At 74.2% G+C, this 16,132-nt stretch carries 8 protein-coding genes; 1 reads left to right on the top strand and 7 read right to left on the bottom strand.

What is annotated here, in order from left to right:
* Nucleotide 1: 1 nt before the first annotated feature.
* The 7 genes from ACGFJ7_RS07895 to ACGFJ7_RS07865 form a co-directional block, all read right to left on the bottom strand.
* Nucleotides 2-6,217, bottom strand: coding sequence for an amino acid adenylation domain-containing protein (locus ACGFJ7_RS07895; RefSeq protein WP_392641476.1), 6,216 nt, complete (start codon nucleotides 6,215-6,217; stop codon nucleotides 2-4).
* Between the two features lie 22 nt (nucleotides 6,218-6,239).
* Nucleotides 6,240-8,072 (bottom strand): asparagine synthase (glutamine-hydrolyzing), encoded by a 1,833-nt coding sequence (gene asnB / locus ACGFJ7_RS07890; protein ID WP_392641474.1) that lies wholly within the window; start codon nucleotides 8,070-8,072, stop codon nucleotides 6,240-6,242.
* 24 nt (nucleotides 8,073-8,096) lie between these two features.
* Nucleotides 8,097-9,002, bottom strand: coding sequence for an LLM class flavin-dependent oxidoreductase (locus ACGFJ7_RS07885; protein ID WP_360246494.1), 906 nt, complete (start codon nucleotides 9,000-9,002; stop codon nucleotides 8,097-8,099).
* Nucleotides 8,987-10,120, bottom strand: a complete 1,134-nt coding sequence (locus ACGFJ7_RS07880) for a GNAT family N-acetyltransferase (protein ID WP_360244135.1) — start codon at nucleotides 10,118-10,120, stop codon at nucleotides 8,987-8,989. Before ACGFJ7_RS07880 ends, ACGFJ7_RS07885 begins: the two co-directional genes overlap by 16 nt.
* A gap of 10 nt (nucleotides 10,121-10,130) precedes the next feature.
* The gene (locus tag ACGFJ7_RS07875; protein ID WP_392641472.1) at nucleotides 10,131-11,522 is read right to left on the bottom strand and encodes a DUF6002 family protein; all 1,392 of its coding nucleotides are present in this window, start codon (nucleotides 11,520-11,522) and stop codon (nucleotides 10,131-10,133) included.
* 83 nt (nucleotides 11,523-11,605) lie between these two features.
* On the bottom strand, nucleotides 11,606-14,446 hold the full coding sequence (locus ACGFJ7_RS07870; protein ID WP_392641470.1) for a BTAD domain-containing putative transcriptional regulator: 2,841 nt from the start codon (nucleotides 14,444-14,446) through the stop codon (nucleotides 11,606-11,608).
* Between the two features lie 163 nt (nucleotides 14,447-14,609).
* Nucleotides 14,610-15,356: an alpha/beta fold hydrolase gene (locus ACGFJ7_RS07865; RefSeq protein ID WP_360244126.1), complete on the bottom strand. Its 747-nt coding sequence runs from the start codon at nucleotides 15,354-15,356 to the stop codon at nucleotides 14,610-14,612.
* A 162-nt stretch (nucleotides 15,357-15,518) separates the two neighbouring features.
* On the opposite strand from ACGFJ7_RS07865, the gene ACGFJ7_RS07860 reads away from it, so the two are divergent.
* Nucleotides 15,519-16,130 (top strand): hypothetical protein, encoded by a 612-nt coding sequence (locus tag ACGFJ7_RS07860; protein WP_360244123.1) that lies wholly within the window; start codon nucleotides 15,519-15,521, stop codon nucleotides 16,128-16,130.
* Nucleotides 16,131-16,132 lie beyond the last annotated feature (2 nt).

Genomic DNA, 16,132 nt, shown 5'->3' with positions numbered 1-16,132 from the left:
CTCACAGTCGCCCGGCGGCGAGCCGGGGGTCGCGCCCGATGGTCCGCAGGATCCGCTGGTACTGCGCGGCGATCCGGGCCGCGGCCGCCGCGGAGAACCGGGCGGTGTCGTATTCCAGCTCGCCGTGCAGCGAGCCGTCGGATCGCCTCTCGGCCCGCAGGTCGAGCGCGAAGGAGGCGTCGGTCCCCGGCACCGGCACCGGCGTGACCGCCAGGCCCGGCAGTGACAGCCGGGACTCCTCGGTCATGCTGATCATGGCGTCGAAGAGCGGGTTGTGCGCGGCCTCGCGTCGCGGCGCGACGTGGCGTACCACCAGATCGAAGGGCACGTGCTGGCGCTGGTACATCTCGGTCGCGGCGCGCCGGGTCCGGTCCAGCAGGTCGGCGTACGGCTCGGCCGGGCGCAGCCGCGTGCGCAGCACCACGGTGTTGACGAAGCAGCCGACCAGGTCGGCGACCCCCGGAACGTCACGCCCGGCCACCGGGACGCCGACCGTCACGTCGTCGGTTCCGGCACGCTTGCCCAGCACCAGGGCGAAGGCGGAGGCGAGGACCATGAACAGGGTGGCCTGCCGGTCGGCGGCCAGCTCGTCGAGCGCGGTGGTGTCCGCCGGATCGAGGCGGAACGTCTCGACCCCGGCCGCGCCGGGCGGGCCGGCGGACCGGCGGTCTCCCAGCGACAGGGGGCGCACACCGGCGAGGGCCGTCCGCCAGTAGTCCAGATCGGGCGCGAGCGAGCGGGGCGTCCGCCGTTGCTGTTCCCAGGCCGCGTAGTCGCCGTACTGCACCGGCAGTGGTGTCTCGGCCGCCGGACGCCCGGTGACGGCCTCCTCGTAGCCGGCCGCCAGCTCGCGGTCGACGACGGCCAGGGACCATCCGTCGGCCGCGATGTGGTGCGCCACGCCCACCAGGACGTGTTCCGCCGGACCGGTACGCAGCAGCGCCGCCCGGAACACCCGGCCGGCGGCGAGGTCGAACGGGCGGGCGCACTCGCGCCGGATCGCCTCGTCCAGCCCCGCCGCGCCGGTCACCGGGTACGTCGGCAGCTCGACCGGCGCCGGCGGCAGCACCTCCTGCGCGGGCAGTCCACCGGCGGCGGGGTAGCCCGTGCGGAGGATCTCGTGGCGTTCGACGATGCGGCCCAGGGCCCGGCGCAGGGCCGTCACGTCGAGGGGGCCGCGGAGCCGCAGCGCCCAGCCGAGGTGGTAGTCGGTGGCGCCCGGATGCAGCTGGTCGAGGAACCACAGCCGCTGCTGGGCGTAGGACAACGGCAGGGCCGTGTCCCGGGGCACCGGCCGTGGCGCGTCCTCGACCGCCTGCCCCACGGCCGGGCCGGCCGTCGCCCGCCGGGCCAGCTCGGCCACCGTGGGCGCCTCGAAGATGTCGCGGATCGACACTGCCCCGATCCGCTCCCGGAGCCGGGCCGCCAGCCGGGCGGCCAGCAGCGAATGGCCGCCGATGGCGAAGAAGTTGTCGTGCACACCGACCGTGGGCACCTGGAGGGCGTCCGCCCAGATCTCGGCGACACGGCGTTCCGCGTCGGTGCGCGGCGCGACCGGTTCGGCCGCCCGGGTGTGCCACGGGAACGGCGGGAGGGCCGCCCGGTCCAGCTTGCCGCTGACCGTGGTGGGCAACGCGGTCACGGCGAGATAGCCGGAGGGGATCATGTACCGGGGCAGCGTGCGGGCCAGCCAGCCGTCGAGGCCGGCCGGGTCGACACTGTCGTCACCGGCCGGGACGACGTAGGCGGCGAGCCGCCGGTCGCCCGGCCCGGCCTCGGACGCCACGACCGCGGCCGCCCGTACCCGGGGATGAGTGACCAGGGCGGCCTCCACCTCGGCGGGCTCCACGCGTACGCCCCGGATCTTGATCTGCCGGTCGGCCCGGCCGAGGAAGTGCAGGAGGCCGTCGCGGTCGCGCCGGGCCACGTCGCCGGTGCGGTACATGCGACCGCCGGGCCGGTCGGTGAAGGGGTCGGGGAGGAAGCGCTCGGCGGTGAGCCCGGGGCGGGCGAAGTAGCCGCGGGCGATGCCCTCGCCGCCGATGAAGATCTCGCCGGGGAGGCCCGGGGGCACCGGTCGCAGGAGGCGGTCGAGCAGGTAGATCCGCTTTCCCGGTACGGCCCGGCCGATCGGCGGTGACATGGCCTCGCGCAGGCTGGAGCAGCGGTGGGCGGTCACGCAATGCGTCTCCGCGGGTCCGTACTGGTTGTGCACGGTCACGTCCGCCGTGCCCAGCACCCCGATCACAGTGGCGGTCGGCGCGAACTGCTCGCCGGCCACCGTCACCTCGGCCAGCCGGGGCGGCGTGCCGGCCGGCTGCTCCCGCCAGGAGCGGCAGAGCTGCTCCAGCATGGTCGGTGTGGTGATGAGCTGGGCGACGCCGGCGGCGGCGAGCCACGCGGCGATCCGATCCGGCTCGCCGCGTATCGCGGCCGGCGCCATCACCACCGTGCCGCCGCTGGCCAGCGGAATGAAGATCTCCTGGAAACTGACGTCGAAGCTGATCGCCGCGAGCTGGGCGGTGCGGACACCGGCCAGCTGCTGCCGGATGTGCCAGTCGATCAGATCGACGAGCGCGAGGTGCGGCATGGCCACGCCCTTGGGGGCGCCGGTGGAGCCGGAGGTGTAGAGCACGTACGCCAGGTCGTCCGGCCGGCAATCGGTCGCCGGCTCGGTGTCGGGCTCGTCGCCCGGGCCGGGCTCGGCGGCCGGCAGCACGACGAGATCGGGTCCGGCGCCGGCGGGCGGTGGCGCGCCGACCAGGAACCGGCATCCGGCGTCCTCGATCATCGTCCGGCGCCGTTCGGCCGGTTGGGCCGGATCGAGCGGCAGGTACGCCCCACCCGCCTTGAGCACGGCCAGCATCGCGACGACCAGGTCGGCGCCGGGCGTCAGATGCGTGCCGACGACCGCGCCGGCCGGCATGCCGTGGCCGCGGAGCCGATGGGCCAGCCGGTTCGCGCGACGGTCCAGCTCGGCGTAGGTCACGTCGGCGCCGTCGGCCGAGACCGCCACCGCGTCCGGGGTCCGCGACACCCAGGCCCGGACGAGGTCGTGCACGCGCCGCCCGGCCGAACGGCGCGGCGGCGGGGCGTGATGGGGCCGCAGGCCGGCCTCGTCCTCGGCGGTCAGCATCGGCAGCGCGTCGAGCGGGTCCTCCGGCGCGGCCGCGGCCAGCGCGGTCAGCAGGCGCAGGTAGTGGTCCGCGAAGCGGTCGACGGTCGCGCGGTCGAACAGGTCGGTGGCGTACTCGAACTCGACCCGGGCGGGCACGCCGCCGGCGGTGCGCACGGTGACCGCCAGGTCGAACCGGGCGGCGCCCGGGTCGACCGGCTCCTCGGTCAGCCGCAGGCCGGGCAGGCCGGGGCCGTCGAGGTCGGCGGCGTCGTGGTTGAAGAGCACCTGGAACAGCGGATGGTACGCGCCGGAGCGCTCCGGCCGGACCGTCTCCACCAGACGGTCGAACGGCATGCTCGCGTGGCCGAAAGCGCCGATCGCGGTCCGGCGTACCCCGGCCAGGTAGTCCCGCACGGAGGCCGCGCCGTCGGCCTCGAGCCTCAGCACCAGGGTGTTGAGGAAGAACCCGATCAGCGGCTGGAGGTCGGCGTGGTCCCGGTCCGTGACCGGCGATCCGACGACGACGTCGTGGCTGCCGCAGTAGCGGGACAGGGTGACGCCGAACCCGGCCAGCAGGGCCATGTACGGGGTGAGCCGGTGCCGGGCCGCCGTCGCGGTCAGGCCGGTGACCAGTTCCGCCGGCAGCTCCCGCCACAGGCGGGCGCCGGCGCCGGTGGGCGTGGCCGGCCGGGGCCGGTCGGGCGGCAGGGTGGTGAGGGCGGGCAGCCCGGACAGCCGTCCTCGCCAGTACTCCTCGACGCCGGCATCGGCGGGCTCGGCGGCGCACAGCCACGCGGACGCGTCGGCGTGCTGCAGCGGCAGCGGCGCGCGACGCTCCGGGTTCCCGGCCGTCACGGCCGTGTACGCGGCGGCGAGCTCGGCCCGGAAGAGCTCGGTGGACACGCCGTCGAAGACGAGGTGGTGCCACTGGATCTGCAGCAGGTGCTCGTCCGGGCCGCACACCGCGACGTCGACACGCATGAGCGGTCCGTGGGCCGGGTCGAAGGGCGCGCGCAGGGCGGCGTCGAGCGGATCCGCCGAGTGCTCGTCCCGGCTCACGCGGAAGGTGAACCCGGCGGCGGGGTCGTCCAGGATCCGCTGATGGGGCCGGCCGTCCGGCCCGGCCGGGAACGCCGTGCGCAGGATCTCGTGCCGGTCCGCCACCCGTTCGAGGGCCTGCCGCAGGGCCGGCAGGTCGAGGGTGCCGCGCACCCGCCACCGGATCTCGGTGTGGTCGGTGGCCTGCGTGTCGCGCAGCTGCGCCGCGAACCACAGCCGCTGCTGCGCGGGGGACAGCGGGATCGGGCGGCTCCGGTCGGCCCGGGGGATCGCGGCGCCGCCGGCCGGCGCGTGCCCCGGCTCGGCGAGGATCCGGGTGATGGCCGCCGCCTGCTCGCGCAGGGTGACGTGCTCGAGCAGCAGCGCCATCGGAACCTCGGCGTCCAGCCGTTCCCGCAGTGCGCCCAGCATCCGCGCGGCGGCCAGGGAGGTGCCGCCCAGCTCCAGGAAGTCGTCGTCGAGGCCGGCGCCGGCGTGGCCCAGCACCTCCGACCACACCGCGGCGACGGCCCGCTCGACCGGGCTCCGCGGCGGGGCGTACGGCCGGCCGGCCGGAGCGGCCGGAAGGTCGGCCAGGGCCTTCCTGTCGATCTTGCCGTTGCCGGTGAGCGGGAAGGCCGCGACCGTGGTGTAGCGGGCCGGCAGCATGTACGCCGGTAGCTTCGCCGCCAGCCACGCGGTCAGCTCGGCGGGGTCCGGCGGGGTTCCGGTGGGTATGACGTACGCGGCGAGGAGCTTCCCGCCGGCGGCCCCTGTGACGGGGTGGACCACGGCCTGGCCGACGCCGGCGTGTGCGGCGAGCGCGGTCTCGATCTCGCCCAGTTCGACCCGGTAGCCCCGGATCTTGACCTGGTTGTCGATCCGGTCGATGATCTCGACGCTGCCGTCCCGGCGCCGCCGGGCCAGGTCGCCGGTGCGGTAGAGCCGCCCGCCGGGCCGGTCCGCGTACGGGTCGGGCCGGAACTTGTCGGCGGTCAGATCGGGCCGGTCGACGTACCCGTCGGCGAGCCCGTCGCCGCCGATGCACAGCTCCCCGGCCTCGCCGCCGGCCACCGGGGCCAGCTTCTCGTCGAGGATCCGGATGTCGGTGTTGAGCAGCGGCGCCCAGTGCGCCACGCGGCCGCCCGGGCCGAGACGGGCCGCGGTCGACCAGATCGTCGTCTCGGTGGGGCCGTACAGGTCCCAGGCCTGGCCGCCGGGGAACGACGTCAGCCACGCGCCGAGGTCGGCCGGAAGGCGTTCGCCGCCGCAGAGCAGCAGGAAGCCCTCCGGCGCCCGCCATCCGATCGAGCGCAGCATCTGCCAGGTCGCCGGGGTCGCCTGCATGGCGGTGGCGCCGTGGCGTTCCATCAGCGCGGCCAGCGCGACCGGGTCGGTGGCCTCCGCGGCCCGGGCGATCACGACGCGGGCGCCGCAGAGCAACGGCAGGAACAGCTCGAGCGCGGCGATGTCGAACGACACCGTCGTCACGGCGGCCATCGTGGAGCCTTCGCCGAGCGGCAGGCTCTCCTGCATGGACCGCATGAAGTTGGCGAGGGCCCGATGCGAGATGACCACGCCCTTGGGCCGCCCGGTGGATCCGGAGGTGTAGATGGTGTAGGCCGGATGGGCCCCGGTGACCGGGCCGTCGGCCGCCGGCTCGGCGGTCGCGTCGGGCGACAGTGTGCGGACCCCGTCGGGCAGCCACGAGGGCACACCGCGGGCCACGATCAGTGAGGCGCCGGAGTCCTCGACGGTGCCGGCCAGCCGCTCGGCCGGGTGCTCGGGGTCCAGGGGCAGGTACGCGGCGCCGGCCCGCAGAATGCCCAGGAGCGTCACCAGGAGCTCGATGTCCCGGTCGAGGCACACCGCGACGCGCTGGCCGGGCCGGGCCCCGGCCCGGCGCAGCCGGGTGGCCGTGATCCCGGCGCGGTGCCACAGTTCGGCGTAGCTGAGCCGGCGGTCGCCGCAGACGACAGCGGTCGCCTGCGGTGTGGTGTCGACCCGCGCGTGGATCAGCTCGGGCAGCATGGTCACGTCGGGCCGGGTTTGGACAGTCATGTGATTCCTCCTCGCCGGGCCGTCAGCCGACCAGTTCGACGTTGTACCTGGTCATCCATGCGTTGACCTCCAGCAGCGGGGTGAGCAGATGCTCGGCGCTGGCGAAGGTGAGGGTCCGCCCGCCCCGGCCGGCGAGCGCGCGGACCCGGTCGGCGTCGAGCAGATCCCGCAGCGGCGCCGCCGGGTCGTCGAGCAGCGCCGTCAGCTGGTCGTTCACCGCCGCGGCGTAGGCCGGCGCGAACGTCGCCGGATAGCCGCTCTTGCGCCGCTCGAGGGTCTGCGCGGGCAGCAGGTCGCCGGCCGCGGCGCGCAGCAGCGTCTTCTCCCGCCCGTCCGACACCTTCATGTCCCAGGGGACGTTCCACAGGTACTCGACGAGCCGGTGGTCGCAGAACGGCACCCGGACCTCCAGCCCGACCGCCATGCTCATCCGGTCCTTGCGGTCGAGCAGGTAGGTCAGCGGTCCCTGCATGCTCAGGAAGAGCACCTCGCGCATGCGGGCCCGCAGGCCGGTCTCGCCGGCCAGCCGGGGCACGCGCGCCAGCATCGTCCGGTACCGGTCCCGTTCGGCGTCCTCGGGCCGGATGCGCCGGCGGACGCCGTCGTTCAGGCAGTCGGTCAGCCGGGGTGCGTTGCCCAGCCACGGGAAGGTGTCGGCGGAGACGGTCTCCGGCCGCATGAACCACGGATAGCCGCCGAAGATCTCGTCGGCGGCCTCGCCCGACAGCACCGCCGTCGACTGTTCGCGCACCGCGCCGAAGAACTGGTAGAGCGACTGGTCGAACTGGCCCAGCGCCGGCAGGTCGCGGGCCAGCAGGGTCTGCTCGTGCACGCCGGGGAACGACGCCGGGTCCAGCACCACCTCGGTGTACGGCACCGAGAGGTGACGGGCGGCCAGCCGGGCGTACGGGGTGTCCCGCTCGGGGCGCAGCGGGGTCGACCGGAAGTCGTCCTCCGCCCCGGTGAAGTCGACGGCGAAGGCGCGGACGTCGCCCTGGTCGGACTGCCGCCTCAGGCGCGCCGCCAGCGCGGTGATCACGCTGGAGTCGAGGCCGCCGGAGAGCAGCGTGCCGATCGGCACGTCGGCCACCAGCTGCCGGCTGACGACGTCCTCGAGCAGTTCCCGGACCGTCTTCACGGTCGTGGCCTCGTCGTCCGGGTGCTCGTGCGAGACGAGCTCCCAGTACTGGTGTTTGTGGACACCGGACCGGTCGAACCGCAGCACCTGCCCCGGATGCACCTGGTGCAGGCCGATCAGCGGTGTCTCGTCGGGCATGGCCAGGCGGGAGTTGAACAGGACCGGCAGCATGTCCTCGCGGGTCCGGGCGCGGAAGCGGGGGTTGGCCAGGATCCCCTTGGGTTCCGAGGCGAACAGCATCCCGTCGTCGTACGCGTGGTAGTAGAGCGGTTTGACGCCGAGCCGGTCGCGGATCAGCACCATCTCCTCGCGGTCGCCGTCCCACACCGCGAAGGCGAAGATGCCGTTGAGCCGGTCCGCGCACTCGCCTCCCCACTGCAGGTACGCCCGGAGCACGACCTCGGTGTCGGAGCGGGTGCGGAAGACGTGCCCGCGGCCGCGCAATTCGGCGCGGAGCTCCTCGTGGTTGTAGATCTCGCCGCTGTACGCGAGGACCACCGGCTTTCCCTCGCCGGATCGGTGCGCGACCATCGGCTGCGCACCGCCACCGGGATCGACGATCGCGAGGCGCCGGTGACCGAGCGCGGCGTGCCGGCCCAGCCAGGTGCCCTCGTCGTCCGGGCCCCGGTTGCTCATGGTGGCGGTCATCGCGGCGACGACCCGCCCGTGCCGGAACAAGTCCTCGCCGAAGTCCACCCATCCGACCAGACCGCACATGTGCGTCTCCTTCCGAGCTTGTGGTCAGGCCGCGCTCGTCGCGGTCTGGAGTGCGGGCAGCACCTCGGCCGCGACCCGTTCGAGTACGGCGGTGCTGCCGGCGAAGGGCGGTTCCGCCCGGGGATAGGGCACCACCAGGTCGGTGATGCCGGCCGCGGCGTACCGCTGGACGGTCTCGGCGAAAGCGTCGACCGACACGAACGGCGAGCGGTCCCGGTCGGCCAGGTTCAGCAGCCGGCGGACGCCGTCCGGGTCGCGGCCCCGGCGGGCGCAGGCGTCCCGCAGCTGCCGAACCTGACCGGCCACGACCTCGGGTGTGGTGACGGGCGGCTCCAGCCCGGGCCGGGCCACCGTGCCGTTGGTTATCCAGATGTCGGCGACGGCCGCGGCGAGCCGGATGCCGCGCGGTCCGCCGGCGGCCACCGCGATCGGCATCCGCGGCCGCCGGCGGCAGCCGGGAAGCATGTGCACCTCGTCGGCCTGGTAGTGCCGGCCTCGGTACGAGGTGACGGGCTGGCGGAGCAACAGGTCCAGCAGCTCGACGAACTCCTCGAAGCGGTCCTGCCGGGCCCGGGGCAGCGGTACGGCGTTGCCGAGGACCCGGGCGTCCGCGCCGCCGCCGCCGGCGCCCACGCCGAGGACGAAGCGGCCGCCGGAGATGTCGTCGAGCGTCATGGCCTCCTTGGCCAGCACGACGGGATGCCGGAAGTTCGGAGTGGCGACGAGCGTGCCCAGCGGCAGGGTGCTGGTGGCGGCCGCCGCGGCGGCCAGGGTGGGCGTCGCCGCGAACCACGGCCGGTCGGGCATGTCCCGCCAGACGACGTGGTCGTAGGTCCAGGCGTGGGCGAAGCCGAGCTCCTCGGCCCGGCGCCACTGCGCCCGGGCGGTGTCCCACGAGGTGGCCGGCAAAATCATCAGTCCGACGCGGATGGCTCTGCCCTCCCCGGTGCGGTCGTGGCCATCGGCGGGGCGCCGGAGGCCAGGAATTCGTCGAGATCGACCAGGACGCCGTCGTCCAGGCCGGGCGTCTGCCAGCGCAGATCGAGCCGCGGCGGCCGCGACCGGTCGTGGAAGTACACCGCCCGCATCCGCTGCCGGCGGTCGATCACCATCGGGGGATTGGCCACCAGGAAGTCCCGGACGGCCGGGCCGTCGCGCTCGACCCGCAGCCAGAGCCGCTTGCGGCCGAAGTGGGTGGCCGGGACGGTCACGGTCGGGTGCAGCTTCCGTTTGAACTGGAAGATGCCCTTGCTGAGGAAGGGCTCGCAGCCGGAGAGGTCGGCGGTGGCCAGGCCCTGCCGTGCGGCCCACTGCAGGATCAGGACGTGCAGCGCCATGTAGACCCCGGACCGGTAGTGCTCGGCGGCGCCGTCCTGGACCCCGGCCAGCCGCGAGACGACACGGCGTCCCCGCTGGTCGACCACGCACAGCATCCCGGCGACGCGCCGGCCCCGCGCGGTGAGGAAGAACAGCCGTCCCCGGCGGAAGAGGCATTCGTACGCCTCGTCCACGGGCGCGGACCGGGTCCGCTCGCCGTGCCGCACCCGCATCGTCGGCAGGTGGAACCGGTGGTAGAACTCGGTGAAGTCGGCGACGGTGGTGCCCTCCTCCAGCCGCCAGCCGAAGCGGTCGCAGCCGCGGGCGTGCTGCTGGCGGTCCTTGCGGGAGACCCGCCGTACGACGTCGCCGGGGTCGGCCGGCAGCGGCACCACGAGGTGCACCCGCATCGGCAGGACCAGCGACCGGTCCGCCGGCAGGGCGAACGCCTGTGCCTCTCCGCAGCCGAGGGCGACCAGGTCGGCGCCGGCCGGCTCGTCACCGAGCCGCTGGGCGGGCGCCGTCCGGCGGCTCTCAAGGAAGGGCAGCACGTGCACCAGGCCGTCGGCCAGGCCGCCGTACGCGAGCGTGGGCCCGTCGCCGCCGGCGCTGGCCACGAGCGGCGACGGCGTCCGGGCCAGGTCGATGAGGTGGTGGCCGGTGGCCAGGGCGGGGTGGGTGCTGTGGTGCCAGCGGTGGCGGGCTCGTACGGCCCAGCGGGAGAGAGTCACGCCGCGCCGCCTAGCTCGCGGCGGTGCGCATGACGGCCGCCAGTTCGGTGGCCCGGCTGAGCCGCCGGACGTGCTCCTCGGGCAGAGGCGGCAGCAGCGCGTCGGTGTAGAAGCCCGACCCGTGCACGACGACGTCGGTGCCCTCGGCGATGAAGCCGCGTTCGATGCCGACGAGGATTCCGGTGAGCGCCTTGACGATGGACCACTCGCGGATGTCGGCCGGGTCGGACGGCAGCCGTACGCCCGCCTCGGCGCAGAGCTGCCGTACGCAGTCGTACCGGTCCAGGCATTCGCGGCGTGAGACCACGACGCCGCCTCCGCCGTGCCGGGCGACGATCTGGTCGATCTGCGAACAGGTCGGCGGGTTCGTCGTGTAGAACGTGCGGTCCAGCACCTCGTGCGGGTCGTCGGTGACGGCCGGGAACGCCGGATCGGCGCTCTGCCGCCAGTGGTCGCCGTCGCGCCGGTACTCCGGGATGCGCGAGTGCGACGTGTCGCCGTACCGCAGGCTCAGCACCATGTCCGGGGTGGCCAGCTGCTGCACCAGGAAGAATCCGGGGTGCGACGCCGGCGTGGCCAGGTCGGCGTACGCGCCGGAGGAGAGCAGCCGCCAGCCGAGGTGGTAACCCAGCAGGCCGTACGCGCTGGAGACCGCGTGCGCGTGCAGGCGGGGGCGGCTGGCCCGGGTGAGCGGCATCGTCTCGGCCTCGACGAAGGCGCGGACGGAGTCGGCGATGCGGTAGTTGTCGATGTCGAGCGAGTACCACGTGCGGAAGCCGGTGCCGGCCAGGATCTCGGCGGCGCACATGTCGACCGCTTCCCGGGCGAGCTGCTTGACGTTCGCGGGGTGGTCCACGTCGGCGAGCACGAACGGGTTCGCCGCCCGCAGGTGGGCGTCGGCCGACAGGTCGCCGGCCCGTAGCTTGGCCGCCGAGGTGGCGGGGGCGACGGCGACGATGCGCAGCTGCTCCGGCGTGGCCAGCCCGGTGCGGTAGGCGCGGCCGACGGCGGCGCGCAGGGCGGTGGCCTTGTTCGCCGAGGACGGCGTGACGATCAGGACGCCCTCGCCGGTCCGGTCGATGTGATGCGCGGCCCGGGCGACCATGACCAGTGAGGCCAGGGTCTTGGTGGTACGGGTCTCGGGGTCGCCCATCAGGTTCAGCATCCAGAGCGACCGGCCGCGCTCCGCTCCGATCGGGGCGAGCGTGACGCCCGGCTGATCGAAGTAGCGCCGCAGGCGCTCGTCGAGCGGGGGGAGGTCGAAACTCACCGTCGGGGACGGCGCCCCGTCGCGTTCCCGGACGACCTGCCGGGCGGCGGCGCGTACGCCTTGGTAGTACCTGATGAGTGGGGAAGTGAAGCCGACTTCCGTCGGTGCCGAGCTCGCCAAGGTGGGCTGCATGTCCACCAACTCCCTTCCAGCGATCGGTGGTGCTTATCGCTTTCAGGGAACCGGGCGGTCCCATCGCCCGGCTATCGGCGCACCTATTTGCGGGAGGCGGCCATCCGGCCGGGCGAGGGCCGCGACACGGTTTCCAGTGTGGAGTTGATGCGGGCCTCGATGCGCCGGGTACCCCGCGGCCCGGCCAGCGTGCTGGCCCGCCGCAACAGCGTCTCCGCCGCGTGGCGGTGGTCCCGGCGCAGCTCGTTCAGGCCCAGGCCGTACAGGGCGTACGCCTCGCCGTTCTGGTCGCCGTCCCCGCGCACCGTGGTCAGCACGTCCTCGAACGCGCGGTCGGCGTCGTCCAGCCGGCCCTGCCGCCGGCACAGCTCGCCGTACCGGTACATCACCTGGGCGTGCACCCGGGTGCTGTCCAGACCTCGGATGGCGCCGAGGGCGGCCTTGATCAGTTGCTCGGCCTCGGCGTTCTGGCTGACGTCGATGTTCAGTTGCGCCATGTTGGTGAGCACATCGGCCTCGGCCGCCCGGTCGCCGGCGACGCGGAGCGCGGTCAGCGCGCTCTCGTTGTGCCGCATCGCGGACCCGCGGTCGCCGGCCATCCGGTCCAGGAGGGCCAGGTTGCGCAGGGCCAGCGCCCGGCCGTGGTCGTCGCCGAGTTGCTTGAACCGGCGTACGGCGTCAATGATCTTGCTGTGGGCCTCGGCCCGGCGGTCCTGGCGTAGGTAGAGCGCGCCGATGGAGTGCGTGAGCATGGCCTCGCCGCGCTGATTGCCGGCCGCCCGCACGGCGTCCAGGGAGATGTCGTGGGTGAGCTGCCAGTCGTCGAAGAAGCCGCCCCACTCGAACAGCGTGGCGGCGGTGACGGCGAGATCCCAGCAGAGCTCGTCCAGGCCCTCGGCCTGTGCCCAGCGCACCGCGGCCACCAGCAGGTGCCGCTCGTCCTGCAACCAGCGCATCGGCTGGTCGAGAAGCCGGTCGACGAGCGGAGCCGGCAGCGTCCGGCGTTTCGCCGTGCCGTGGATCAGGCTGAGGTCGCCGTACTGCCGGCGGTGTGCCTCCTGTCCGAGGAACATCGTGGCGGAGAGCAGCCGGCGCATCGAGGCGCTGCGCTCGGCGGCGCCGTCCTCCACGTGGGCCAGCTCCCGGGCGTAATCGGCGGTCAGCCCGTGCAACCGGTACCGCACCAGCGAGGTGGGCGTGGCGTGGGTACCGACCAGTTGCGCGTCCACCAGCGCCTCGACGGCGTCCTCGGCGTCGAGGGGATCGAGGCCCAGCAGGGGCGCCGCCGACCAGCTGGCGATCTCGGTCATCCGCACGCCGCTCAGCAGCCGGAACGCGTGTCGCGCGGGCTCGGCGAGAAGCTCGTAGCTCGACTCCAGGCCGCTGCGCACCGCCAGGCCGCCGTGGGCGAGCTCGTCGAGCCGGCGGTCGTCGTTCGCCATCCGGGAGACCAGGTCGGCGGCCGGCCAGTGCGGCCGGGCGGCCAGCCGGGCGCCGGCGATGCGCAGCGCCAGGGGCAGGCCGTCGCAGAGCTCGACCAGCCGCGTCAGGTCGGCCGGCCGATCCCGGCCGGGTTCCCGGCCGGCCACCTTCCGCAGCAGCTCGAGACCGGCCGCCGGGTCCAGTGGTGCCAGGTCGAGCTGCGCCGCGCCGCCCAGCAGGGTCAGCCGGGACCGGCTGGTCACCACGGTGGCGGAGTGCGGGCCGGTGGAGATCAGCGGCTGGACCTGCTCCTCGTTGCCGGCGTCGTCCAGGACGACCAGGATCCGCCGGTCGGCGGTGCGGCTGCGGTACATCGCCGCGCGCGCGTCGGTGCCGCTCGGGATCTCGGGGCCGGGGACGCCGAGGGCCTGCAGGAAGCGGTCCAGGACGGTGGCCGCCGAGGCGGGATGGGCGCTGGAACCGTCCAGTGTGGCGTAAAGCTGCCCGTCCGGGTAGGCGTCCGCCAGGTCGTGGGCCGCCCGGACCGCGAGTGCGCTCTTCCCCACGCCGGCCCGCCCGGAGATGACCGCGACCCGGGGCGTGCCGGCGGAGGAGAGCAGCGCGCACAGCCGCTCGAGCTCGGGCCGCCGGCCGGAGAAGTGCGGGTCGTCGAGGGGCAGCTGCCGAGGCGTCGCCGGCTCCTCGGTCACGGTCAGGACCGCGGGGGCGGCGGGCCGATCCTCCTGACTGCCCTCCAGGATGTTGCGGTGCAGGTGCTGTAGTTCCGGTCCCGGTTCCAGGCCCAGCTCGTCGACCGACAGCCGGTGGCCGCAGCGGTAGACCTCCAGTGCCTCGGCCGGGCGGCCGGAGCCGGCCAGGGCGCGCATGAGCTGACCGCGGAAACGCTCACGCAGCGGGTGGACGGCGACCAGCCCGGTCAGCTCGCCGACCAGCTCCCGGTGCTCACCGGCGGCCAGCCTGATGTCGATCAGCTTCTCGGTCGCGCCCAGCTGCTGCTCGGCGAGGTGCGCGGCCGCCGACTCGAGGACGGCGCCGGTCAGGCCGTCCAGCGGAACGCCCCGGAACAGGGCCAGACCGCGCTGGAGCAGCGTGGCGGCGAGCGCCGGATCCTGGCCCGCGACCGCCTCGTCGGCGGCGTGGCACAACCGCTCGAACACCCGGACGTCCAGGTGGTCGTCGGACACGTCAGCGATGTATCCCGAGGAGTGCGTCTTGATCGCGCCGGGCAGCCCCGCCTCCTCCAGCACCCGCCGCAGCGCCGAGATGCAGATCTGCACCTGGGCCTTGGCCGTGGCCGGCGGCGCCTCGCTCCAGACGGCGTCGATGAGCCGGTCCACCGGCACGACGTAACGGGCCCGGAGCAGCAACATCGCCAGGATCGCCCGCCGGCGGGGCGCGACGACGGGCACGGGACCGGCCGGCCCGGTGACCTCCAGCGGTCCCAGCAGACGCAGACGGATGTCGCTGTCGGCTCCTGTCACGGTGACGAACCCCCGATGATGATCACTGAATGAAGTCGACCGGTCACTCACTATCCAGAGTGGAGATCGACAAACACGGATCTCACTAATCGGTCGGAGACCGCGGCGGATAAGGCATCGATAGAGCGACGATGGCCCCGCGGTGTCGAGTGGGCCATGTAGTTCAGCGCAGCGACGCCGTGGAGGGAGTTCGATGTCCGTCATCACCTGGTACTGAGCCGGCGTCCGAGATCAGGCGGAGCAGCGCGGCGGGATCGTTCACCAGATCCATGTGACCGCCGGGCAGCTCGGCCGAGGTGAACGGCCCACTGGTCCACTCGGCCCACCGGGCCGTCTCGGTCCGCTCCACCATCGGGTCGTCGGCTCCCCGTACGGCCAGAACCGGCGCCGACAGGCGGCGCCCGCCATCCGGGCGATGGCGCTCGTGCAACTCGGCGTCGGCCCGCAGCACCGGCAACATCAGCTCGCGGAAATCCGGATCGTCGAGCGCCGCCGGCCAGTAGCCGGCGTACCGCCGCAGCCCGTCGAGGAATTCGTCGTCCGGCAAGCCCGTGACGGTGTGCCGCCGAGACGTGCCGGGCGCGTGCGACGCGCTGACGACGAGCAGCGACACCGTCATCCCGGGCAGGGCGGCGAGCCGGCACGCGACCTCGTACGCCAGGAGAGCACCCATGCTGTGGCCGAACAGGGCGACGGCCCGGTGGTCGCCCAGCCGGCGGCGAATCCCCGGCAGCAGCCCGTCGGCCGCTCGGCCGGCGTCGCGGTACGGCTCCTCGTCGATGAGCTCCTCCCGGCCCGGCAACTGCACCGGAACGATTTCCAGACCCGGGCCGCAGAAGGCGCTCCAGCCACGGAAGGCGGACGCGCCGGCGCCGGCGTACGGCAGACAGAGCAAGGGAAGGGATGTCATGAATCCTCCAGCTTTCGCGAGAGTTCCCGCCGATCGTGGCGATTCGGCGTCACCTCGCCAGTGTGCCCACGGCGGACGGGCCGGTCCGCCGGCGCCGCCGAGGGTGGCGGGAGTCCGTCACCACCGCGCCGGCCCCCGAGCCGGCTGTCCGGCGGTGACCGCGTGACCGGGCGGCCGGCGCTGGTGGTGCTCGACCCCGACCCGCTCGTGTCGGGGCACATCGTCCAGGCCGGCGCCGCGGCCGGCTATCGCGCCGGCGTCTCGCTCGACGCCGTGGCCGACGGCGTCAGCGATCTGGTCGTCGTTCTGGCCGTGGCCGCCGAGGAACACCTGACGCTGCTGGAGCGGGTGCGCGCGGCCCACGGCACGGCGACCGTCGTGGTGCTCGTGCCGGCCCACCGCCCGGGCTGGGCCCGGCTGGCCAGCGTCCACGGCGTCCGCGCCTTCGTCGACCGGCGGGCCGCGCCGGCCGAGGTGCTTTTCGCCGTACGGATGGCGCGGCACGGACACGCCCTCGTCCCCGCGACCTGGTGGTCGCAGCTCGTCGGCCCGACCGCGCCCGGGCCGGCCATCGATCTCGACGACGAGCTGCTGCACCTGCTGCAGGAGCTCGCGCAGGGCGCCACGGTGCAGCGCATGGCGCGCACCCGGCACCAGGGTGTCCGCACCGTCGAGCGCCGGCTCCGGCAGCTCTACCTGCGCATCGGCGCCACCGACCGGATCCAGGCGGTCGCCAAGGCCGTACAGCTCGGCCTGGTCGAGGTGGCGCCGTGACG

This window comes from Actinoplanes sp. NPDC048988, from assembly GCF_043197815.1.
GTDB lineage: Bacteria > Actinomycetota > Actinomycetes > Mycobacteriales > Micromonosporaceae > Actinoplanes.
This window is presented reverse-complemented; position numbering and strand designations above follow the sequence as displayed.